Source organism: Chitinophaga solisilvae, assembly GCF_009928525.1.
Taxonomy (GTDB): domain Bacteria; phylum Bacteroidota; class Bacteroidia; order Chitinophagales; family Chitinophagaceae; genus Chitinophaga; species Chitinophaga solisilvae.
This window is the reverse complement of sequence record NZ_JAABOK010000005.1, coordinates 437,194-457,774: the sequence shown is the minus strand read 5'-3', so window position 1 is coordinate 457,774 and position 20,581 is coordinate 437,194. Positions and strand designations below refer to the sequence as shown.

General features: G+C 49.0%; 22 protein-coding genes. 3 read left to right on the top strand and 19 right to left on the bottom strand.

All coding sequences use genetic code 11. The annotated features are described in order from the left end of the window. Position 1 precedes the first annotated feature (1 nt). The 18 genes from GWG06_RS12830 to hisG all read right to left on the bottom strand — a co-directional run bounded on the left by GWG06_RS12830 (position 2) and on the right by hisG (position 17,708). On the bottom strand, positions 2–361 hold the full coding sequence (locus GWG06_RS12830; RefSeq protein WP_160713654.1) for a BlaI/MecI/CopY family transcriptional regulator: 360 nt from the start codon (positions 359–361) through the stop codon (positions 2–4). A gap of 224 nt (positions 362–585) precedes the next feature. Continuing rightward, positions 586–1,722 (bottom strand): redoxin domain-containing protein, encoded by a 1,137-nt coding sequence (locus GWG06_RS12825; protein ID WP_160713652.1) that lies wholly within the window; start codon positions 1,720–1,722, stop codon positions 586–588. Between the two features lie 75 nt (positions 1,723–1,797). Beyond that, complete coding sequence (locus tag GWG06_RS12820) at positions 1,798–2,880, bottom strand: TlpA disulfide reductase family protein (protein ID WP_127042751.1); 1,083 nt, start codon at positions 2,878–2,880, stop codon at positions 1,798–1,800. Positions 2,881–2,931: 51 nt separating this feature from the next. Then, positions 2,932–3,525: a bifunctional phosphoribosyl-AMP cyclohydrolase/phosphoribosyl-ATP diphosphatase HisIE gene (gene hisIE, locus GWG06_RS12815; RefSeq protein WP_127042749.1), complete on the bottom strand. Its 594-nt coding sequence runs from the start codon at positions 3,523–3,525 to the stop codon at positions 2,932–2,934. Between the two features lie 26 nt (positions 3,526–3,551). Next, complete coding sequence (gene hisF / locus GWG06_RS12810) at positions 3,552–4,307, bottom strand: imidazole glycerol phosphate synthase subunit HisF (protein ID WP_127042747.1); 756 nt, start codon at positions 4,305–4,307, stop codon at positions 3,552–3,554. A 174-nt stretch (positions 4,308–4,481) separates the two neighbouring features. Next, complete coding sequence (gene hisA, locus GWG06_RS12805; RefSeq protein WP_160713650.1) at positions 4,482–5,621, bottom strand: 1-(5-phosphoribosyl)-5-[(5-phosphoribosylamino)methylideneamino]imidazole-4-carboxamide isomerase; 1,140 nt, start codon at positions 5,619–5,621, stop codon at positions 4,482–4,484. Position 5,622: 1 nt separating this feature from the next. After that, positions 5,623–6,216: an imidazole glycerol phosphate synthase subunit HisH gene (gene hisH / locus GWG06_RS12800; protein WP_127042743.1), complete on the bottom strand. Its 594-nt coding sequence runs from the start codon at positions 6,214–6,216 to the stop codon at positions 5,623–5,625. A 137-nt stretch (positions 6,217–6,353) separates the two neighbouring features. Next, positions 6,354–7,124, bottom strand: a complete 771-nt coding sequence (gene trpA, locus GWG06_RS12795; RefSeq protein WP_127042741.1) for a tryptophan synthase subunit alpha — start codon at positions 7,122–7,124, stop codon at positions 6,354–6,356. An 8-nt stretch (positions 7,125–7,132) separates the two neighbouring features. Continuing rightward, positions 7,133–8,341, bottom strand: coding sequence for a tryptophan synthase subunit beta (trpB, locus tag GWG06_RS12790; protein ID WP_160713648.1), 1,209 nt, complete (start codon positions 8,339–8,341; stop codon positions 7,133–7,135). Between the two features lie 18 nt (positions 8,342–8,359). Further along, a complete protein-coding gene (locus GWG06_RS12785; protein ID WP_127042737.1) occupies positions 8,360–8,989 on the bottom strand; it encodes a phosphoribosylanthranilate isomerase in 630 nt (209 codons plus the stop codon). 4 nt (positions 8,990–8,993) lie between these two features. Further along, positions 8,994–9,797 carry an indole-3-glycerol phosphate synthase TrpC gene (gene trpC, locus GWG06_RS12780; RefSeq protein WP_160713646.1) on the bottom strand — a complete coding sequence of 268 codons (804 nt, stop codon included), beginning with the start codon at positions 9,795–9,797 and terminating at the stop codon, positions 8,994–8,996. 5 nt (positions 9,798–9,802) lie between these two features. Then, positions 9,803–10,795 (bottom strand): anthranilate phosphoribosyltransferase, encoded by a 993-nt coding sequence (gene trpD, locus GWG06_RS12775; RefSeq protein WP_127042732.1) that lies wholly within the window; start codon positions 10,793–10,795, stop codon positions 9,803–9,805. Between the two features lie 49 nt (positions 10,796–10,844). Continuing rightward, positions 10,845–11,414, bottom strand: coding sequence for an anthranilate synthase component II (locus GWG06_RS12770; RefSeq protein ID WP_160713644.1), 570 nt, complete (start codon positions 11,412–11,414; stop codon positions 10,845–10,847). Position 11,415: 1 nt separating this feature from the next. Beyond that, positions 11,416–12,825 (bottom strand): anthranilate synthase component I family protein, encoded by a 1,410-nt coding sequence (locus GWG06_RS12765; RefSeq protein ID WP_127042728.1) that lies wholly within the window; start codon positions 12,823–12,825, stop codon positions 11,416–11,418. Positions 12,826–13,238: 413 nt separating this feature from the next. Then, the gene (hisB, locus tag GWG06_RS12760; RefSeq protein WP_160713642.1) at positions 13,239–14,375 is read right to left on the bottom strand and encodes a bifunctional histidinol-phosphatase/imidazoleglycerol-phosphate dehydratase HisB; all 1,137 of its coding nucleotides are present in this window, start codon (positions 14,373–14,375) and stop codon (positions 13,239–13,241) included. Then, positions 14,372–15,448, bottom strand: coding sequence for a histidinol-phosphate transaminase (gene hisC / locus GWG06_RS12755; RefSeq protein WP_173962907.1), 1,077 nt, complete (start codon positions 15,446–15,448; stop codon positions 14,372–14,374). Before hisC ends, hisB begins: the two co-directional genes overlap by 4 nt. A 128-nt stretch (positions 15,449–15,576) precedes the next feature. Next, positions 15,577–16,842, bottom strand: coding sequence for a histidinol dehydrogenase (gene hisD, locus GWG06_RS12750; protein WP_160713640.1), 1,266 nt, complete (start codon positions 16,840–16,842; stop codon positions 15,577–15,579). Positions 16,843–16,853: 11 nt separating this feature from the next. Further along, on the bottom strand, positions 16,854–17,708 hold the full coding sequence (gene hisG, locus GWG06_RS12745) for an ATP phosphoribosyltransferase (RefSeq protein WP_127042721.1): 855 nt from the start codon (positions 17,706–17,708) through the stop codon (positions 16,854–16,856). 498 nt (positions 17,709–18,206) lie between these two features. Between hisG and GWG06_RS12740 the strand changes: the two genes are divergently transcribed. From GWG06_RS12740 to GWG06_RS12730, 3 genes are read left to right on the top strand one after another with little or no spacing between them, the layout of a single operon-like run. After that, a complete protein-coding gene (locus tag GWG06_RS12740) occupies positions 18,207–18,617 on the top strand; it encodes a LexA family protein (protein WP_160713638.1) in 411 nt (136 codons plus the stop codon). A gap of 16 nt (positions 18,618–18,633) precedes the next feature. Further along, positions 18,634–18,963: a hypothetical protein gene (locus GWG06_RS12735; protein ID WP_127041023.1), complete on the top strand. Its 330-nt coding sequence runs from the start codon at positions 18,634–18,636 to the stop codon at positions 18,961–18,963. 34 nt (positions 18,964–18,997) lie between these two features. Further along, positions 18,998–19,750: an SOS response-associated peptidase gene (locus GWG06_RS12730; RefSeq protein ID WP_127041026.1), complete on the top strand. Its 753-nt coding sequence runs from the start codon at positions 18,998–19,000 to the stop codon at positions 19,748–19,750. Positions 19,751–19,894: 144 nt separating this feature from the next. Here GWG06_RS12730 and GWG06_RS12725 read toward each other — a convergent pair whose 3' ends face one another. Beyond that, positions 19,895–20,512: a DUF8184 family protein gene (locus GWG06_RS12725; RefSeq protein WP_160713636.1), complete on the bottom strand. Its 618-nt coding sequence runs from the start codon at positions 20,510–20,512 to the stop codon at positions 19,895–19,897. Between the last annotated feature and the right edge of the window lie 69 nt (positions 20,513–20,581).

Sequence of the window (20,581 nt, the reverse complement as noted above, 5' to 3'; positions counted from 1 at the left end):
ACTATTTACCATTTTCGATCATGCGGATAATTTCTTTCAGCTCGTCCGGTGTTATCTTTTTCTCTTTTGCGAAGAAAGACACCAGCTCTTTATAGGAGTTTTCGAAGTAGTTCTTCACAAACCCGTTCATAAATTTATTCTTATACGCCTCCTCCCGGATCAGCGGCGTATATTCATATACGTTGCCTACCTTACGGCTCTCTACAAACCCTTTCTTCTCCAGGTTCTTGATCGTAGATGCCAGGGTTGTATAGGGCGGCGCCGGCGCCACATGCGCCTCCAGGAAATCTTTCACCAGTCCGGCCCCGGTTTTCCATATTGCCAGCATCGCGGCTTCTTCCTGCTGCGTAAGCTTTTCCATAGTTTAGCTGATTATTCGTTACGAATGTTTCGTAAATCTACGAACATTTCGTAGATAAGCAAATTTTTTTTCCGGCCAGACAAAAAAATCATTTAATCATTTAGTTATTTAATTATTTGAGATTTGAGATTTTATATCAATAAAAAAAGCCCCCTGAGCTATTCAGGGGGCTTTTTTATGGATATAAAATCTCAAATAATTAAATAATCAAATCTCTAAACCGCTTACTGCAGGAACTCTCCGAGTTTCTTATCCAGTTCTTCGCCGCGCAGGTTTTTAGCGATGATTTTGCCTTTAGGGTCAATCAGTACGTTCTGCGGGATAGCACGGACGCCATACAATTCAGCAGCGGCATTTTTCCAGCCTTTCAGGTCTGAAACATGTGTCCAGGCCAGTTTATCGGCGGTTACAGCAGCCTGCCAGCGGTCTTTTTTATCGTCCAGGGAAACGCCCAGGATTTCAAAACCTTTGGTTTTGTATTTATCATAAGCCTTTACCACATTCGGGTTTTCTGCACGGCAGGGTCCGCACCAGCTGGCCCAGAAGTCTACCAGTACATATTTACCGCGGAAAGAAGACAGACTGATATTTTTTCCTTCTGCATCTGCCTGTGCAAATTCGATAGCCGGCTGACCGATAGCGGTTTTCTTGGCTGACTCAATGCGTTTGGCGAATTCTTTACCGGAAGGAGAATTTTTAGCGTCTTTGTTCAGTTTTTTGAACAGTGGCTCTGCTTCTTCAGGTTTCAGGTCGTAACCGGCTACCTGGTTCAGCACGTATAAAGCGATGGGGGAAGAAGTATTTTTCTGCAGAAAATCTGTTTCGATTTTCTTTTCTTCTGCATCCAGCGCTTCCCAGGTGCTTTCCAGCTTTTTAATGCCTTCTTCATCCTTGTTCTTCGCCAGTTCGCGGTATTGTTTCTGCAGTGCGGCGCCTTTTTCGTTTACTTCCTTCAGCTGCTCCTGCAGTTTCTTATAATCCTCGTCAGCACGGGAACCGGTAACGGTGGCCTTGCTGATGGAATCTGTAGTATTGATAACGATACTGCCTTTGTCCAGGTAAACCGCCAGCATATCGCGGCCCATAGATACCGGCTTTTCAGCGTTCTTCCGCACCAGCATCAGGCTGGCCAGCACCGGCTCTTCCAGCGTACCGTTAAAGGAAAATTTACCATCTTTCAGCTGCGCGCTGTCTACAAAGTTTTCGCCTCCTTTACGCATACGGATATATACAGTGGCAGGATGCTGCTGTTGGGAAACTGTTCCCTGGATCGTGTAGGGCTTGCCTGCAGACGCTTTTTTGTCCTGAGCAAAAGCCAGAGCGGGCATAAGTAATGCAACACCGACAAATATTCTCTTCATGTGGTTTTTAATTTTACGAATTACAACAAATTTGCACAATTGGCAGGTCAAAGACAACCGGATTTTGATAAACGGCTATTTCAATATCTGTTCCAGTTTCTGCTCCAGCTCTTCCCCGCGCAGGTTACGGGCAATAATTTTCCCGTCGGGACCTACCAGGAAGTTGGCCGGAATGGACTGAATTCCGTACTGAACGGCCACTTCGTTCCCCCATCCTTTCAGGTCGGACACCTGCGTCCAGGCGAGGCCGTCCTGCTGGATGGCGCGCACCCAGCGGTCGCGGTCATTATCCAGGGAAACGCCCAGGACCGTGAAGTTTTTGCCTTTGTATTTGTTGAATGCTTTCACCACATTAGGATTTTCCTGACGGCAGGGTCCGCACCAGCTGGCCCAGAAGTCCACCAGTACGTATTTTCCGCGGAAAGACGACAGTTTTACGGCCTGCCCCTTCACATCTTCCTGGGAGAAATCATCCGCAGGAATATTGACAGCATTGGCTTTCAGGCTTTTTATATAAGCGGATACGCTTTCGCCGTACTGGCTCTCCTGCACGCTTTTGTCCAGGGATGCAAACAGCTGCTGGAACACATCCGGTTCCACACGTGTGCGCAATTCGTTCATCATCAGCCAGATACTGGCAATGCTTTTAGGATGGCCCTTGATAAAGGTGGTTCCTGTTTTCACAATTTCCTCTCCGAAAGCATCGGCCTTCTTCCGGAAAGCATTGATATCAGGCTCGTTGGCCGGATTTATCTCCCGTGCTTCCTGGTTCAGTACCTGCGCTTTTTTTATCAGCGGATCAAATGTTTTCTGATATTCCTGCATGGCCAGCGTGTTGTCATTCCCCTTAACAGCAGTAGCTATAGGGTAGGTAGCAACAGTGGTCGTGAAATGCACCGGCTCACTGCCGGATACAAACAGCATGGGATAGTTTACATCCTGTAATATCAGCGCATATACGTAAGGCTGTTTAGTTGGCTTTACCTTAAATGTAAACTGTTCATTCTGAATAACCAGTGAATCATCCGGGTTGTTATCCTGGTCATCAAACAGGTATATTTTCTTTCCGTTTCCTCCTTTAATAGTGCCGGACACCTGCTGGGCGTGAACTCCCGCCGATAATAATGCAGCTGTGGCTAACAGGAAAAATCCTTTCATGTTGATTATTTTTTCAGTCAGAAACGTAAAGATAGCTAATTACCCTTACTTCTACCGGTGTCTTTCTTTTAACACCTTTATAACATCTGCCAGCTGGAAACCCTTTGCCTGCAACAGTATCAGGTAATGGAACAACAGGTCTGCGGACTCGTTCAGGAAGAGATCATCGTTGCTGTCTTTTGCTTCGATAACTACTTCAACTGCTTCCTCGCCAACCTTTTGTGCAATTTTATTGATACCGCGTGCAAACAGCTGCGAGGTGTAGGACTTATCGGAAGGATTATTTTTCCGGTCGGTGATGATGCTTTCCAGTTTACCCAGGAAATCGTTGCTCTCATTGACTTCATCCCAGCAGGTATCTGCGCCGGTGTGGCATACAGGGCCTACGGGATTGGCTTTGATCAGGATGGTATCATAATCGCAGTCTACTTTCACATCCTGCAGCAGCAGGAAGTTGCCACTCTCCTCTCCTTTTGTCCAGAGGCGTTTTTTAGAGCGGCTGTAGAAGGTCACTTTATTTTCTGCCAGCGTTTTATCCAGCGCTTCGCGGTTCATATAGCCGAGCATGAGCACCCTGTGGGTAACTGCATCCTGTATAATGGCCGGTACAAGGCCATCGGCGGATTTCTGAAAATCTATCTGCATGTTAGGGGATTTTCTGGTATGTATGGTTAAAACCTGACATTCACGCCTTTCTCATACAGGAAAGTTTTGAGTGCAGGGATTTCAATTTCCTTATAGTGGAAGATGCTGGCGGCAAGAGCAGCATCCGCCTGGGCTTTTTCAAAAACATCCACAAAATGTTCTACGGTTCCTGCGCCGCCGGAAGCGATGACCGGCACATGCAGGTTTTGTGACAACTGCCCGGTGATGTCCAGTGCAAAGCCTTTCTTGGTGCCGTCGTTATTCATGGACGTCAGCAGTATTTCGCCGGCGCCTCTGTCCACCGCTTCCTTTGCCCAGTCAAATGCCCTGGTAGCTGTTTTCACGCGGCCGCCGTTCAGATACACGTACCAGTCGCCATCTTCAAAGCGGGTATCAATAGCCAGCACAATACACTGACTGCCAAATTCGCGCGCCATCGCATCGATCAACCCGGGGCTATTGAAAGCCGCCGTATTCACAGAGATCTTGTCTGCACCGGATTGCAGCAACACGTTCACATCTTCCACAGCAGCAATACCACCGCCTACTGTAAAAGGAATATTCACATGACGCGCAATACGGCTTACCAGTTCGGCCAGTGTTTTTCTTCGTTCATTCGTTGCCGTTATATCCAGAAAAACCAGTTCATCGGCGCCCTGAGCGGCATACAAAGCACCCAGCTCTATCGGGTCGCCGGCATCGCGGATATTTTCAAAGTTGACCCCCTTTACAGTGCGGCCGTCTTTGATATCCAGGCATGGTATAATGCGTTTGGTAAGCATAGTCTGTTGATTTAAATGGAGCCTGATAGTTGAGGGGGAAATTACGAATTACGAATTGCGAATTACGAATGTTGAGCGAAGACATCAGCGGAAATATCAACAAAGACTATAACATTCGCTGATGTCTTCGCTCAACATTCGTAATTCGCAATTCGTAATTCGTAATTCCTCCGGTTAAAGGAATGACTTCAATTCCTCCATCGTTATATTTCCTTCATATATTGCTTTCCCGATAATGACGCCGCTGCAGCCTGTTTCCTGCAGGGTGGCTACGTCTGCGATGTTGCTGACGCCGCCGCTGGCAACGAAGCTGATACCCGGGAATGCTGCTATGATCTTTTTATACAGTTCAGTGGATGGTCCCTGCAGCAGTCCGTCTTTGGCGATATCGGTGCAGAAAATATGCTGCACACCACGGGCAATGTTATCTTTCAGGAAGTCGAATACGGAGAGGCCGGTAGTTTCCAGCCATCCGCCGACGGCGATCTTTTCCTCCTTTACATCGGCGCCGAGGAAAATTTTCTCTGCGCCATAGCGGTTTACCCAGCTGAAGAAAAGCTCCGGCGATTTCACGGCTACGCTGCCGATGGTGGCCAGCGCAGCGCCGCATTCAAATACGATATCCACGTCCTTGTCCGTTTTGATACCGCCTCCGAAATCTGTTACCAGCGAAGTTTTGCCGGCAATATTCTCCAGCACTTTCCAGTTGGTGACAGCTCCTTTCTTCGCACCGTCCAGGTCTACCAGATGCAGGCGGCGTACGCCGATCGCTTCAAATGCCTTGGCAACTTCCAGCGGATGTTCATTGTAGACTTTCTGCTGGTTGTAATCTCCCTGCGTGAGGCGCACGCACTTACCATCGATAATATCAATAGCGGGAATGATTTCGAAAGATTTGCCTGCGGAGGCGGTCAGTGGTAATTCCATGCGTACGAAGTTAATACCGTCTTTTTTAAAATAATCGCCTTTTATGCGGTAGCCGAGGCGTTCATAGAAGGATACAGCGGTTTCACGGGCATTGCACCACAGCAGCTTCACATTTTCCTTCCGGCAGATGTCTGACAGATGCGCCAGCACCGCCTTCCCGAAACCTTTACCCTGAGCAGCCGTAGCGGTTGCCAGCTTACGGAACTGTGCCTCTTCCCTGCCTAAAAAAAGCGACACAACCGTTACCAGCTGTCCGCCTTCAAATACGCCATAATGCAGGCCGTCTTCATCATGATCCACCTTTACTTCCGTCAGTTGCCTGTCCGGATACATGACATCTCTGCGCAGTGGCAGCGTTTCATCTGCACTGATCCTCCTGATATTCATCTTACAAATTCAAAAAATTCTCAATAATACGGGAGCCGCTATCTGCGGACTTCTCCGGGTGAAACTGCACGGCATAGAAATTATCCTTCTGCAACGCCGCGCTGTAGTTGATCACATAATTAGTGATAGCAACCGTATCAGCACCCAGTGATGCATAGTAGCTGTGCACAAAATACATATAGGCATTCTCCGGCACATGCTCAAACATCACGCTGTGCAGACCGGTTATATTATTCCATCCTATCTGCGGTATCTTTAACAGGTTCTCTACCGGTGACTGAAAACGTTTTACCGCTGTATCAAAAATACCCAGGCAATCAGTATCATTCTCTTCCGAATGTTTGCACAACAGCTGCATCCCCAGGCAGATGCCCAGCACCGGCTGCTTTAAACCGGTAATCAGCTGATCCAGCTTCCTTTCCCGCAGATAGCGCATAGCGGTACTGGCTTCTCCCACACCCGGAAAGATCACTTTGTCCGCTGAAATAATTTCTTCCGGATTATCTGTTACGATACCGGTAACGCCTAAACGTTCCAGCGCGAACTGCACGGAGCGGATGTTACCGGCGTTGTATTTTATGATTGCAGTTTTCATTGTACTAAATAATTTTAATTACGAATTACGAATTGCGAATTACGAATGAAGAACGAAGATGAAAGCGGAGATGTAAATTCTTTTTCCGCTTTCATCTTCGCTCCTCATTCGTAATTCGCAATTCGTAATTCGTAATTTCATTTTATTGTTGCTATAAATGTACGAACTGTCTCATCAATGTTCTTACTGTTTTCAATAGCCCTGATAAACGCGGTGCCGATAATAGCGCCGTTGGCGTATTGGGCGGCGGCGTCAAAAGAGGCTTTATCCCTGATATTGAATCCTATCAGTACCGGGTTACTGAGTTTCATCTGCTGCAGGCGTTCGAAATAGGATTGCTGCATGTTGATGTCCTTGTCTTTTCCGGTAGTGGAGGATGAGGATACCGCATACAGGAAGCCTTTGCTGAGGCTGTCCAGTTTACGGAGGCGTGCATCGCTGGTTTCCGGGGTAACGAGGAAGATGAGGTGTACATTATATTTTTCGAATATGGGTTTGTAGACCTCTTCATATTCCGCCATGGGCAGGTCGGGCAGGATAATGCCGTCGATGCCTGTTTCCGCACATTTTTTCACGAAGGCTTCCACGCCGTACAGGAGTACGGGGTTGAGGTAGCCCATGAGTATAACGGGTATGTGTATACGTTCGCGGAAGTGCTGCAGTTGTTCAAACAGTACGCGGAGGCTCATACCATTCTGCAGGGCGATGGTACCGCTGTTCTGGATAACGGGGCCGTCTGCCAGCGGGTCGGAGAAGGGCATGCCCAGTTCGATGATGTCTGCCCCGTGTTGCTGGAGGGCCGTCATTACCGGGAGGGTGTCGTTCAGCTGCGGGAAACCGGCTGTACAATATATATTCAGAATACCGTGTTGCTTTTTGGCAAACAGTTGATCAATACGATTCTGCATAGTCCATTTTATTTATTCATGTGACGGATGTAGGTATCCAGGTCTTTATCACCGCGGCCGGAAAGGCATACCACTACTACGTCGGCGGCGTTGAGCGGGAGGTCTTTCAGTTTGGCGAGTGCATGGGCTGATTCCATGGCGGGAATGATACCTTCCAGTTTACTCAGTTCATAGGCGGCAGCGAGGGCTTCGTCATCCGTAGCGTCGAGGAACATGGCGCGGCCTGATTCATACAGATGGGCGTGCATGGGTCCGATACCGGGATAGTCGAGGCCGGCGGAGATAGAATGTGGTTCTACGATCTGGCCGTCTTCTGTTTGCATGAGCAATGTTTTGCTGGCATGGATGATACCTATTTTTCCCAGCTGGGTGGTAGCGGCGGAAAATCCGCTGTGTACCCCTTTGCCGCCGGCTTCTACAGCTACCAGTTTCACATCTTCTGCATCCAGGTAGTGAAAGAAGGCGCCGGCAGCGTTGCTGCCACCACCGATGCAGGCCACCACGTAGTCGGGGTGTGCATCGCCGGTTTTGGCAAACAGCTGTTTTTTGATTTCCTCGCTGATCACGGACTGCAGGCGGGCAACCATATCCGGGTAGGGATGTGGGCCGGCGGCAGTGCCGAGGATATAATGCGTATCAGTGGGATTGTTGATCCAATCTCGGATAGCTTCGTTGGTAGCGTCTTTCAGCGTTTTGCTGCCGCTGGTGGCAGGTATTACGGTAGCGCCGAGCATTTTCATGCGGGCTACGTTGGGCGCCTGTCTTTCTATGTCAATGCTTCCCATGTACACCACACACTCCAGTCCCATCAGGGCGCATACGGTAGCAGTGGCTACGCCATGTTGCCCCGCGCCGGTTTCCGCGATGATACGCTTTTTACCCAGGCGTTTTGCCAGCAGTATCTGGCCGATGGTGTTATTCACCTTATGCGCACCGGTATGGTTCAGGTCTTCCCTTTTCAGGTATATCTGTGCGTTGTATTTTTCGGATAGGCGTTTGGCAAAGTACAGCGGGGAAGGGCGGCCCACATAATCGTGGAGCAGCGCTTCGAACTCCTGCTGGAAAGCAGGATCGCTGAGGATGCTGAGGTATTGCTGCTGCAGCTCTTCCACGTTGGGATAGAGCATTTCAGGAATATAGGCTCCACCAAATCTGCCATAGTAGCCATTTTTATCTACCTGGTATTTCGAGTGGGAGGTATTTATCGCAATGTCCATGACTTGAAATTTATAATGTTAACTTTTAGCGGTCAGACCCGCCACAAACGCTTTCACTTTAGGGATGTTCTTGACACCCGGACTATCTTCAAACTTGCTGTTGATATCTACTGCAAACAGGGCAGGCAGTTGCAGGCTGTTGATGATGGCTGCATCATCCGGTGTAATGCCGCCGCTGAGCAGGAAAGGATGCGCAAAAGGATATTGCTGCAGCAGTTCCCAGTTGAAGCGGTCGCCGGTACCGCCATATCCTTTGGCCGAAGCGGTATCGAACAGGAAATAGTCTGTCACTTCCAGGTAGGGAGCCAGCTCTTTTTCCCAGTTAACGTCATCGCCTATACGGAATGCCTTGATAACCGGCACCTGTTCGCGGATGGCGGCGCAGAAGGCGGGCGTTTCATCGCCGTGCAGCTGTGCCATATCCAGCGCGTAGTCAGCAATGGTGCGCAGCACCTGCTCCTGTGGGGCGTTGACAAACACGCCTACTTTCCGGATGCCTGTTGTTTCCCTGACGGTTCTGGCATCTATTCTGGCGGCCGCGAAGCGCGGCGACTTTTCATAAAAGATAAATCCGGCAAAATCCACGCTGTTTTCCACCAATCCCTGTAAATCGTTGACCCGTGTGATGCCGCAGACTTTAATACGCATATTGTTATGGTTTAGCCTGTAAATCGTTCAGCGTTTGTACAAAATTTTCGAATGCACGGGCCGGGTCTTCCTGTTTCATGAAATGTTCTCCGATCAGGAATCCTTCAAAACCGGCATCTTTCAGGGTTACTATGGAAGCAGGGTCGTTGATACCGCTTTCCGCCACCTTTACCTTGTCGGCCGGAATTTTCGGAGCCAGCTGGCAGGAACGGTTGAAGTCCACCTCAAAAGTGATGAGGTCACGGTTGTTAACGCCCACCAGGTGGGTATGTTCCGTGATTTTCTCCAGTTGCGGTTCGCTGTGTACTTCCAGGAGTACTTCCAGTCCGAGGTTATGTGCAAATGTGGCAAGCTGCTTTACTTCATCGGCTTCCAGGCATTCTGCGATGAGCAGGATCACGTCTGCACCGATGGCTCTGGCTTCCAGTATCTGGTATTCATCTACAACAAAATCTTTCCGCAGGATGGGTATCTGGTTGAAGCTGCGGGCCTGTACCAGGTCATCGGAAGAGCCGCCGAAATATTTTTCATCGGTGAGTACAGAAAGGCCGGAAGCGCCGTAGCGGGTATAGGCAGTAGTTACCTGCTGCACGGTTACGTTGCCGTTGATAATCCCCTTGGAAGGGGATTTCCGTTTGAACTCTGCGATGATACCGGTTTTGCCGGGCTGACGCAAAAAGCTGCGCAGGGAAAGGGGCTCGCGGTCGAATGCAGAGGTCTGCTGCAGCTCTTCTGCGCTGCGTTGCAGCTTGCGGGCCGCTACTTCTGTCTTTTTATGTGCAACTATTTCTGCGAGAATATTTTTCATGGCTATTATTGTAATTCAATCAGCTTTTTAAATGCCTGGTGCGCTTTGCCGGACTCCAGTGACTCTACGGCTGCCGCGAAGGCGTCTTCATAATTATTGTATTTGCCGAGGCTGTACAGGCCCATCGCTGAATTGGCCAGCACAACGGAGTTCTGTGCCCAGGAGCCTTCTCCCTTTAATATCTTCACAAATATTTTAGCCGCTTCTTCTACGGTGTTACCGCCATAAATATCTTCCGGATGTACTTTGCGTTTGCCCAGCTGTTCCGGCGTCCAGTCCTGCTCTCCGGCGTTGGTAATCACTTTGGTATCTGCCGTGAGGGATATTTCATCGTAGCCATCCAGGCTGTGTACAATCACAAATTTCTTATCCGTCTGCTGGAAGAGGTAGTTATACACCCTGGCCATTTCCAGGCTGTAAACGCCTATCAGCTGATGCTGTGCGAAAGCGGGGTTCACCAGCGGTCCGAGCATATTGAAGAACGTGCGGATACCTAACTGGCGGCGGATGCCCGCCACATGCTTCAGGGCCGGATGGAAGAGCGGTGCATGCAGAAAGCACAGTCCGGCTTCTTCCAGCTCTGTTCTCAGTTTGGCATCATCTGCCTTGAACTTGTATCCTACCAGCTCCATCAGGTTGGATGCCCCGCTGATAGAGGAAACGCCGTAGTTACCATGTTTGGCTACTTTTCCACCGGCGCCGGCCACGATAAAGCACGACAAGGTAGAAATATTAAAGGTATTTTTTGCATCCCCGCCGGTGCCTACGATATCGAGAACGTCATAACCGTTGAGGTTAACGGGTACGCACAGCTCCAGGAGGGCGTCGCGGAAGCCCAGCAGTTCATCGATGGTGATACTGCGCATGAGGTATACCGTCATGAAGGCTGCCAGTTCGCTTTCGTTGTACATGCCTTTGGAGATGTTGATCAGTATATCTTTGGCCGCTTCGCGGCTGAATGTTTTATGTTCGAAGAGGTAGTTAAGAATCTTTTTCATTACAAGAATGATTTAAAAATGAGGAAGAGAAAAAAGCAGGCGGATGATATTACAACTCCAGCCAGTTTCTCAGGATCTGTTCCCCCTGCGGCGTGAGTACGCTTTCAGGATGGAACTGTACACCGCTCACATCATACTTATTATGCTGCAGGGCCATGATGTAGCCTTCTTCATCTTCTGCGGTAAGGATGAGATCTGCGGGCAACGTTTTTTTATCTATCACCCAGGAGTGGTAGCGGCCGGCCTGCAGCTCATCAGGCAGATTTTTAAAGAGGCGGCCATCTCTGGCTGTCACCTTTACGTTGGTAGCCACGCCGTGATATACCTCTTTCAGGTTAATCAGCGATCCGCCGAAAGCCTCTCCGATGGCCTGTAAGCCCAGGCATACGCCGAAGATGGATTTGGAAGGCGCATATTCTTTAATCAATGGCAGCAGCAGTCCGGCTTCTTCGGGGATGCCGGGGCCGGGAGACAGAATAATCTTATCGTAGTCTTTTATTTTCTCCAGCGGAATTTCATCGTTGCGGACAACGGTTACTTTACCATTGATTAATTTCTCGACGAGATGTACGAGGTTGTATGTAAAGGAATCGTAATTATCGAATACCAGGATGTTCATATCAGAGTTTTTGTGCCAGCAGAATGGCTTGTTTTAGTGCATTGAGTTTATTGCCCACTTCTTCCAGTTCGGAAGAGGCGACAGACTTGGCTACCACGCCGGCGCCGGCCTGATAGTAAAGTGTATTCATCTTACTGAGAATAGAGCGGATCATGATGGCGTGGTTGAAGTTACCGTTGAAATACACGGCGCCGATGCATCCGCCGTAGAACCCGCGTGGCGTAGGTTCCAGCGTATCGATGATCTGCATGGCACGGTACTTGGGCGCACCGGATAAAGTGCCGGCAGGGAAGGCGGAGGCCAGCAGTTTGAACGGATTGGTTTTCGGATCTACCTTTCCGGTCACTTCGCTTACGAGGTGAATAACGTGTGAGTAGTACTGCACCTGGCGATAGGTGGTTACTTCCACATCGGTGGCGTTTCTGCTCAGGTCATTCCGGGCCAGGTCTACCAGCATCACGTGTTCTGCATTTTCTTTAGGATCCTGCAGGAGTTTGTCGGCCAGTAACTTATCCTGCACATCATCGCCGGTACGGCGGAAAGTGCCTGCTATCGGGTGGATGGCGGCAGTGCCGTCTTTGATAATGATCTGTGCTTCCGGGGAAGAACCCATTAATTTATAATCGCCGTAATCGAAGAAGAAGAGGTAGGGAGAAGGGTTGATGGAGCGGAGGGCGCGGTATACGTTGAATTCGTCGCCGGAGAAGGACTGCTGGAAGGCTCTGGAGAGTACAACCTGGAAAACATCTCCGCGGAAACAGTGTTGTTTGCCCATCTCCACCATCTGCATGTATTCCGCGTCAGTCATATTGCTGCTTTCTGCTCCTACAGCGCTGAACGGATACCCTGGTGAGTCTTTGTGCTTTATCAGCGATTCTACCAGATCAAATTCGCTGTCAATGCCTTCTATCTGGTTTTCGCAGAGGTACAGTTCATCCTTGAAGTGGTTGATGGCAATGATGTACTGGTAGTAGCGATAGCGCATCAACGGGATGGTGTTGTCTGCCTGCTTGTTCTTATTAAACTCTATGGTTTCAAAGAACTGCACCGCATCGAAGGCGGTATACCCGAAAAGGCCCTGTGCCATTGGGATCGGGTGTGTTCCGGCGAAGGAAAAATTACCCAGGAACTTCCCTATTTCGTCCTGCACCTGTTCTTTGTTCTTCAGCTGTTTCTTTTCTACCGGCAGGTTGGGGTATTTAAATTCGAAGTTGCTCGTTGAGGTCACTTCAATGCCGCCGATAGGCTTAATACAGATATAGGAGTAACTGTTTTCGCTGGCGCGGTAGTCCGTACTTTCCAGGAGGATAGAGCCTGGGAACTTATCGCGTAGTCGGAGATAAATGCCTACTGGCGTGAAGATGTCCGCCAGCATCTGTTTGCATTTTGTTTTTACTTGAATGGTACGCATAATATTCAGGGTAAAAGTGTTTTTTATGATTAAAACGGGAAGGCCTAAAAAGCCGGAAGGCCCGCTGTGTAACAGCGAGCCTTCCAATTATATTTCATGACGAAACATGGCACTGTAACACAGATCAGGGATTGATTCCGTGCCACCACCAATGTTTATTTGTCAGGATATTTTTCATAATGGAAACAAAAATCAAACTTTTTCCGAACAAATGCAAATTTTTTCTTCGAAAAAATTTGCATTTGTTCGGAATTACGAATAACGAATGATGAATGGCGAGTTAAAAGCGAAGACTACAGCGAAGATCAGAAGTGGTATTAAATAAATATTATCTGCTCATATCTTCGCTCATGTCTTCGCTCGTAACTCGCCATTCATCATTCGTCATTCGTAATTATTAATTCGTAATTAACTCAAAGTACGCCTTTCGTGCTTGGCAGCTCCATCCTCGCCGGGTTGCGTTTCACGGCTGTTTTGATGGCTTTGGCAAAGGCTTTGAAGATGGCTTCTATTTTATGGTGTTCATTTTCGCCTTCAGCTTTGATGTTTAGATTGGCTTTAGCGCCGTCGGAGAAGGATTTGAAGAAATGGAAGAACATTTCTGTGGGCATCTCTCCTATCTTTTCCCGGTTGAAGGTGGCGTCCCATACGAGCCAGTTGCGGCCGCCGAAGTCGATGGCTGCCTGTGCGAGACAGTCGTCCATGGGCAGGCAGAAACCATATCTTTCAATACCGCGTTTATCGGCCAGGGCCAGCGCCATGGCTTCTCCCAGGGCGATGCCGGTATCTTCAATAGTATGGTGTTCATCGATGTGCAGATCTCCTTTGGCGGTGATTTCCAGGTCGATACCACCGTGGCGGGCGATCTGGTCCAGCATATGATCGAAGAAACCCAGGCCGGTGCTGATGTTTGCCTTACCACTGCCGTCCAGGTTCATGCGGATGGCGATATCTGTTTCATTGGTTTTGCGTGTATGCGTCACCGTTCTCAGGCCCAGCTTCAGGAACTCATAGATTTTGTTCCAGTCGGTAGATTCCAGGGCTATAACGGATTGCAGGGCGGCCATATCATCGCTGATTTCAGCGTTGCCGAGGCCATTTCCTTCATTGAGCCAGATGGCTTTAGCGCCGAGATTTTTAGCCAGCTGCACATCTGTGATGCGGTCGCCGATAACGAAAGAGCCGGCGAGGTCATATTCTTCAGAGAAGAAGCGGGTCAGCATACCGGTGCCGGGCTTGCGCGTAGGCGCATTGTCGGCCGGGAAGCTGCGGTCAATGAATACTTCGCTGAAATGTACCCCTTCATTTTCAAAGGCCCTGATAATCATTTGCTGGGCTGGCCAGAAGGTATCTTCCGGGAAGGCAGCGGTGCCGAGGCCGTCCTGGTTGGTGACCATCACCAGTTCATAGTTCAGCTCCGCAGCGATACGGGCCATATTCACAAATACTTTGGGATAGAATTCCACTTTTTCCAGGCTGTCGATCTGATAAGTGGGCGGCACTTCCCTGATGAGGGTGCCGTCGCGGTCTATAAAGAGCACTCGTTTCATGCAGATACCGGTGTTTCAGTTTTCACTTGATATGTTTTCAATACTTCCAGGAGGCGCAGGTTCTCTTCCGGTGTGCCTACGGTGATGCGGAGGCATCCCATGCACAGCTCCACCTTAGAGCGGTCGCGCACCACGATGCCATGTTCGGTGAGGTACTGGTAGATACCTTTGGCATCGGTGGTTTTTACCAGGATAAAGTTGGCGTCGCTGGGATATATTTCCAGTACTGCCGGCAGCTGTTCCAGCGATGCGGAGAGCAGATCGCGCTCAATCACGATTTCCCGTATCCATTCATTTACGCGGGTTACGTTGTCCAGCGCCTGCAGGGCCAGCTCCTGTGTAGCCTGTCCGATGTTATAGGGTGGCTTCACCTTATTGAAGACATGGATAATGTCTTCGCCGGCAAAGGCCATCCCTATGCGCAGCGCAGCCAGCCCCCACGCCTTGGATAAGGTTTGCAGCACTACCAGGTTTGGATATTCGGTCAGCTCCTGAATAAAGGATTTCTGACGGGAGAAGTTGATATATGCTTCATCTATTACTACGATACCGTCAAAGTTATTCAGCAGCAGCTCTATATCCGCGCGGTGGATGGAGTTGCCGGTAGGATTGTTGGGCGAGCAGATAAATATCAGTTTGGTATTTTCATCCACCGCCTGCTGCAGTCCGGCTATATCAAGCTGGAATTCAGGCGTGAGGCTCACCTTGCGGATGGTTACATCATTGATGTGCGCGCTCACTTCATACATACCGTAGGTAGGCGGACAAAGCACCACATTATCACGGCCACCGGGGTTACAGAAAGCGCGGAACAGCACATCGATGGCTTCATCGCTGCCGTTGCCGATAAAAATATTCTGCGGCGGCACGCCCTTTACATCTGCCAGCTTATATTTCAGCTTCCATTGCATCGGGTCCGGATAGCGGTTGTAATTGACCGGTAACGGTGAGCCAAAGCTGTTTTCATTGGCATCCAGGAATACAGATGCCTCCCCTTTAAATTCATCCCTGGCGGAAGAATAAGGCACCAGCCTTTTTATATTTTCTCTGAGTAGTGAATCGAGATTAAACATGAAATTCATTTTTTTATTTGAGATGTGTTTATTTGAGATTTGTTGCGGAACAAGGTACCTGCTGAAGCATTCAAGTCCGGAAGAGACTATGATTGGAGAGAAATCTCAAATAAAAACATCTCAAATGACTAAATATTTTTAAGTCGTATGCTTACCGCATTCCTGTGTGCGTCCAGGCCTTCGGCGGCAGCCATGGTTTCGATGGTAGCGCCGATCTGTTGCAGGCCCTGTGCGGAGATCTGCTGAAAGGTAATCTTTTTCACGAAGCTATCCAGCGAAACGCCGCTGTATGCTTTGGCGTAGCCGTTGGTGGGCAGGGTATGGTTAGTGCCGGAGGCGTAGTCGCCGGCGCTTTCCGGGGTGTAGTTACCCAGGAATACCGAGCCTGCATTGGTGATTTTATCAGCGATATTGATTTCATTTTTACAAGCGAGGATGAGGTGTTCCGGCGCATAGGCGTTGATCATGGCTATGGCGGTATCCATATCCTTTACGAGTATCATTTTGCTGTGCAGCAGTGCCTCTGTGGCGATGGATTTGCGTGGAAGCCTCTCCAGCTGGTCGTTGAGCGCCTGTTCCACATCGGCAATAACTTTTTCGCTGGTGGTGATAAGCACCACCTGGCTATCCGGACCATGTTCTGCCTGCGAGAGCAAGTCTGCCGCCACGAAGCCGGGCACACAGCTCTCATCCGCCAGTACGGCCACTTCTGAAGGCCCTGCCGGCATATCTATAGCGATGCCGCTTTTATTTACCAGTTGCTTGGCACAGGTAACATATTGATTACCGGGACCGAAAATTTTATATACCTGCGGCACAGATTCCGTACCATAGGCCATCGCAGCAACGGCCTGTACCCCGCCGATAGTGAACACCTTTGAAATGCCCACCAGCTGGGCTGTGTAGAGGATGGCCGGATGCAGGGAAGGCGTGCAAAGCACAATCTCTTTACAACCCGCTATGGTAGCGGGAATTCCCAGCATCAGGATAGTGGAGAACAGCGGTGCGGAGCCACCGGGGATATACAGCCCTACTTTCTCTATCCCTACTGATTTACGCCAGCATTGTACACCGGGCATGGTTTCAATGACCTGCGGCTGTTCCTGCTGTGCTTTATGGAAGGCGGTAATATTCTGTGCCGCCTGCCGGATAGCGGCTTTCAGCGCAGGATCCAGGGCAGCCTCTGCAGCAGCGAAGGCGGCAGGTTGCACTTCCAGTTCAGTCAGTATTACCTTATCAAATTCAGCGGCATACCTGCGCACTGCCTGATCGCCGTTACGGCGCACATCCTGCAGGATGCCGTCTACCTTCTGCTCCAGCATGGAAGTATCCATTACAGGCCGCTGCAACAGGGCACTCCAGGCGGATGGTTCAGGAAATCGGATTGTTTGCATCACTAATATTTTTAGATCACCATTTTTTCAATCGGCACCACCAGGATTCCCTGTGCACCAGCGGCTTTCAGGCTCTCGATGATATCCCAGAAATCATTTTCATTGAGTACAGAGTGAACAGAACTCCATCCCTGCTGGGCCAGCGGCAATACCGTAGGGCTTTTCATCCCTGGCAGCAGACCGATGATCTCATTCAGCTTTTCATTCGGCGCGTTGAGCAGGATATACTTGGTATTCTTGGCACGCTTTACTGCCTGAATGCGGAACTGTAACTTATCCAGCAGCTGCTGTTGTTCCGGCTGCAGCTGGTGACAGGCCGCCAGTACGGCTTCCGACTTCAGTACGGTTTCCACCTCCTTGAGTCCGTTCATAAATAAGGTAGATCCGCTGCTGACGAGATCGCAGATAGCATCAGCCAGACCAATACCCGGCGCAATTTCCACAGAGCCGCTGATCTCGTGAATTTCTGCGGTAATGTTATGCCGCTGCAGAAATTCACTCACAATTACCGGATAGCTGGTAGCTATGCGGGTATGCTGGAGATCCTGTACAGAAGCGTATTCCATAGCTTTGGGCACTGCCATGGAAAGGCGGCATTTGCCGAAACCCAGCTTCTCTACGATGTTTACCTGCTTTTTCTTCTCCAGCACTACATTCTCCCCTACTATCCCAATATCCGCCACACCATCTTCGATGTATTGCGGGATATCATCATCACGCAGGAAAAACACTTCCAGCGGGAAGTTGCTGGCTTCTGTCTTCAGCTTGTTGACACCGTTGTTGATGTCGATCCCGCATTCCTTCAACAGTTTGATGGAATCATCGTGCAGGCGTCCTGATTTCTGGATGGCGATCTTTAGTTTCATTTCGGGTAAAAATAAAAAAGGGGCTTACCGCTGTGGTAAGCCCCTGTTGATGATCTAATATGGTGGTTATACACATTAACATCCCAGCCTACCGGTGCGGTAAGAATGATGGTGATGATGGATATGTATATTAGTAATCATAATGTCGGGTACAAAAATAATAAGTAAATCGGGAAAACAAAGTTATTTTTTTATTTAATTATTTGAGATTTATACAGCGCGAAGAACTGAGCGAAAGAATAGCTATCCATATCTTCGCATTACATATATCTCAAATAATTACATAAAAAACCAGTGTAATTACTTCAAAGAAACGCAGGCAAAAAAACCGCAGCATACTTTTTATTAAATCCCTGAAAATCTTTGCTGCATTATAAATGACCAAATCTCAAATAATTACATAAAAAAATGTAAACGTCCTGTTAAGAACCTTTGGAAACTAAAAAAATTAGCGTTATTTTGCTAATAATATTAGTATTCATTTAAAGCGATAGTTGTATGGAAGCATTGAAGTTGAGTGAGCTGAACATGACCCTGCCATTCTTTGACATTAACACAGGGATTCCCTCACCCGCCCCCGACGAAATTGCGGAAATAGACCTTTCCCGCACCCTGCATCCTAACCCCGGCGCCTCCTTTATTATACGTGTAAAAGGCGACAGCATGTCCGCAGCCAATATACCGGACGGCTGCCTGGCGGTAGTAGACCGCGCCCTGAAGCCTTCTACCGGCGATATTATCGCAGGAGTACTGGATGGCGAATTTACGATCAAGCGACTGGTAAAAGCCGGCCGCCATTGGGTATTACACCCCGAAAACCCTTTTTATAAACCATTTGTAATAGCTGAAGACACAGAATTCCAGGTATGGGGCGTAGTGACGGCAGTAATTGTAGACATACGTAAATAGTGAAATAACAGCAGTTATGCACCACCCATCGGTTTTATTGACAGCAGCGCTGTTATCCGCACTGCTGGAAGACGGATTCAGTTTATTTGTCCGCCAGTCCTTTCCGGAAGGTTTCAATTCCGCAGATGTCAACACAAAAGAAGTATTCCTGATCACACCATATAAAGATATCGCCTCGGCCAACGCACATTTTCAGACAATACGATTTGACAGACGAAAATATATTTACCGTTCACATCATCAGGAAGAAGTGGACAAACTGTACACCGCCGCCTCACAGCCGCCGGGATACCGCATATATGTAGCCCTGATACCTGTACCCGCAGATACAGCAGAAGAGATTTAGCATTACCTTTACCGGCAACAGAATTTTTGCCGTTATGTGCTACGATCTCGCCCTGGCCGCTAAATTATCCGGTATCCTCAAAGCTATGCCCGTGCTGAAAACCGCCGGCAACCTGGACCTTGACGTCACCAACACCTGGCACAAAATAGGCATGTCCTTTCCGCAGTGGCCCGTAGTAGTGAATAACAACGGTATCCGGCTCGACAGATACACCTGGGGACCTATCCCCAAAATGCTGGACACCCCGGAAAAAGTCAGGAAACAACGACAGCTCTTCCTGAATGCCCGCAGCGAAAAAGTACTGGAAAACGGTACGCTCTGGAACGCCATCAGGCACCAGCGCTGCCTCGTGCCCGCTACCGGCTTCTTCGAATACCGGCAGATCCCCGGATGGAAAAATAAAGTCGCCTACTATATCAGGTCCCGTGAGGAAGACATCTTCTTCATCGCCGGCCTGTGGGCACTCTCCAACTCCTGGGATGTGGATAAACCCGAACGTATCCCCACCTTTACGCTGCTGACACGCAGCGCCAACAAACTCATGCGGCAGATACACAACGGCGGCGACAACGCCGGCAGAATGCCACTCATGCTCACTCCCGCCCTCGCAGAAAAATGGATACAGCCAGACCTAACAGATACGGATATACGTGAAATACTGCAATATGAACTCCCCTCCGAAAACCTGGACTACTGGCCGGTAAACTCCGTCCGCAAAGTAAAACCGGATGATGAATCCGTTATTACACGCGCTGAATACGAAGGGCTGCCGGAAATTACTTATTGAGCAATTACGAATTACGAATTGCGAATTACGAATGTGGAGCGGAGATTGGAGCGGATTTGGAGCGGAGATTGGAGTGGATTTGGAGCGAAGATTGAAGCGGAGTTGAGCGGAGCTATTGCGAAGGTTTGGAGGGAGGTTACGTTATTAAACGGATGATAATTGGATGTTCTCCAGCAGCTGCTTCATGATGCCAAGAATAAAAGGTTGGGTGTGCAATGTGTATTGAATTATTTCCGTAGCGGTATGCGCCAGCAGCTGATTACCTTCCAGCACCAAGCCCTTCAGCGGTATGCGGGTAAAAGGACGCTGCCTGACCAGATGCAGACTGCCTTCATAACGTACTATTCTCAATGAATCAATGAGCTGGTCATCTTCATGCTTATAAAAATAAATCTTCGATAAATCTCCTCCCTCAAAAATCAATTCTATCTTGTCTTTGTCATCATCATGGAACGTAAAATCCGCATGGCTGATCTCCCGGACCAGGTTAAATATCACTATATCCCAGGGATGCAGCGCCGTTAACTCATACGTTGTTTGCTGCCCGCGGTATACCGTATCAAATTGCAGGATACCCGCATCTGCCGTATTATGCAACTCAACCGGCACAGGGAAGGGATCGCTGTGCGGATGCTGATCCATTTCAAAGCTGCCGGTATGGCGGTTGAAATAAAACTTCAGGTCAGCTGCCACATAAAATTCATGGAATCTGGGATGATAACAGAAGACAGTAATGACAGGCGCTATTTTTTTTACGGGCATAAATTTCAGGCAGATTAATCGCCTGAAATTACCGGATTATTTTCCTTTCTCAAAGTCAGCCGATACAAT

Excerpts from the sequence above, each read along its gene's own strand:
- hisD (WP_160713640.1), bottom strand. The coding sequence starts at position 16,842 with ATGCAAACAATCCGATTTCCTGAACCATCCGCCTGGAGTGCCCTGTTG.
- trpC (WP_160713646.1), bottom strand. The coding sequence starts at position 9,797 with ATGAAAAATATTCTCGCAGAAATAGTTGCACATAAAAAGACAGAAGTA.
- GWG06_RS12740 (WP_160713638.1), top strand. The coding sequence starts at position 18,207 with ATGGAAGCATTGAAGTTGAGTGAGCTGAACATGACCCTGCCATTCTTT.
- GWG06_RS12785 (WP_127042737.1), bottom strand. The coding sequence starts at position 8,989 with ATGCGTATTAAAGTCTGCGGCATCACACGGGTCAACGATTTACAGGGA.
- hisC (WP_173962907.1), bottom strand. The coding sequence starts at position 15,448 with ATGTTTAATCTCGATTCACTACTCAGAGAAAATATAAAAAGGCTGGTG.
- GWG06_RS12730 (WP_127041026.1), top strand. The coding sequence starts at position 18,998 with ATGTGCTACGATCTCGCCCTGGCCGCTAAATTATCCGGTATCCTCAAA.
- hisA (WP_160713650.1), bottom strand. The coding sequence starts at position 5,621 with ATGAATATCAGGAGGATCAGTGCAGATGAAACGCTGCCACTGCGCAGA.
- hisG (WP_127042721.1), bottom strand. The coding sequence starts at position 17,708 with ATGAAACTAAAGATCGCCATCCAGAAATCAGGACGCCTGCACGATGAT.
- GWG06_RS12825 (WP_160713652.1), bottom strand. The coding sequence starts at position 1,722 with ATGAAGAGAATATTTGTCGGTGTTGCATTACTTATGCCCGCTCTGGCT.
- hisB (WP_160713642.1), bottom strand. The coding sequence starts at position 14,375 with ATGAAACGAGTGCTCTTTATAGACCGCGACGGCACCCTCATCAGGGAA.
- trpD (WP_127042732.1), bottom strand. The coding sequence starts at position 10,795 with ATGAAAAAGATTCTTAACTACCTCTTCGAACATAAAACATTCAGCCGC.
- trpA (WP_127042741.1), bottom strand. The coding sequence starts at position 7,124 with ATGCAGAATCGTATTGATCAACTGTTTGCCAAAAAGCAACACGGTATT.
- GWG06_RS12725 (WP_160713636.1), bottom strand. The coding sequence starts at position 20,512 with ATGCCCGTAAAAAAAATAGCGCCTGTCATTACTGTCTTCTGTTATCAT.
- hisH (WP_127042743.1), bottom strand. The coding sequence starts at position 6,216 with ATGAAAACTGCAATCATAAAATACAACGCCGGTAACATCCGCTCCGTG.
- hisIE (WP_127042749.1), bottom strand. The coding sequence starts at position 3,525 with ATGCAGATAGATTTTCAGAAATCCGCCGATGGCCTTGTACCGGCCATT.
- trpB (WP_160713648.1), bottom strand. The coding sequence starts at position 8,341 with ATGGACATTGCGATAAATACCTCCCACTCGAAATACCAGGTAGATAAA.
- GWG06_RS12735 (WP_127041023.1), top strand. The coding sequence starts at position 18,634 with ATGCACCACCCATCGGTTTTATTGACAGCAGCGCTGTTATCCGCACTG.
- hisF (WP_127042747.1), bottom strand. The coding sequence starts at position 4,307 with ATGCTTACCAAACGCATTATACCATGCCTGGATATCAAAGACGGCCGC.
- GWG06_RS12830 (WP_160713654.1), bottom strand. The coding sequence starts at position 361 with ATGGAAAAGCTTACGCAGCAGGAAGAAGCCGCGATGCTGGCAATATGG.
- GWG06_RS12770 (WP_160713644.1), bottom strand. The coding sequence starts at position 11,414 with ATGAACATCCTGGTATTCGATAATTACGATTCCTTTACATACAACCTC.
- GWG06_RS12765 (WP_127042728.1), bottom strand. The coding sequence starts at position 12,825 with ATGCGTACCATTCAAGTAAAAACAAAATGCAAACAGATGCTGGCGGAC.
- GWG06_RS12820 (WP_127042751.1), bottom strand. The coding sequence starts at position 2,880 with ATGAAAGGATTTTTCCTGTTAGCCACAGCTGCATTATTATCGGCGGGA.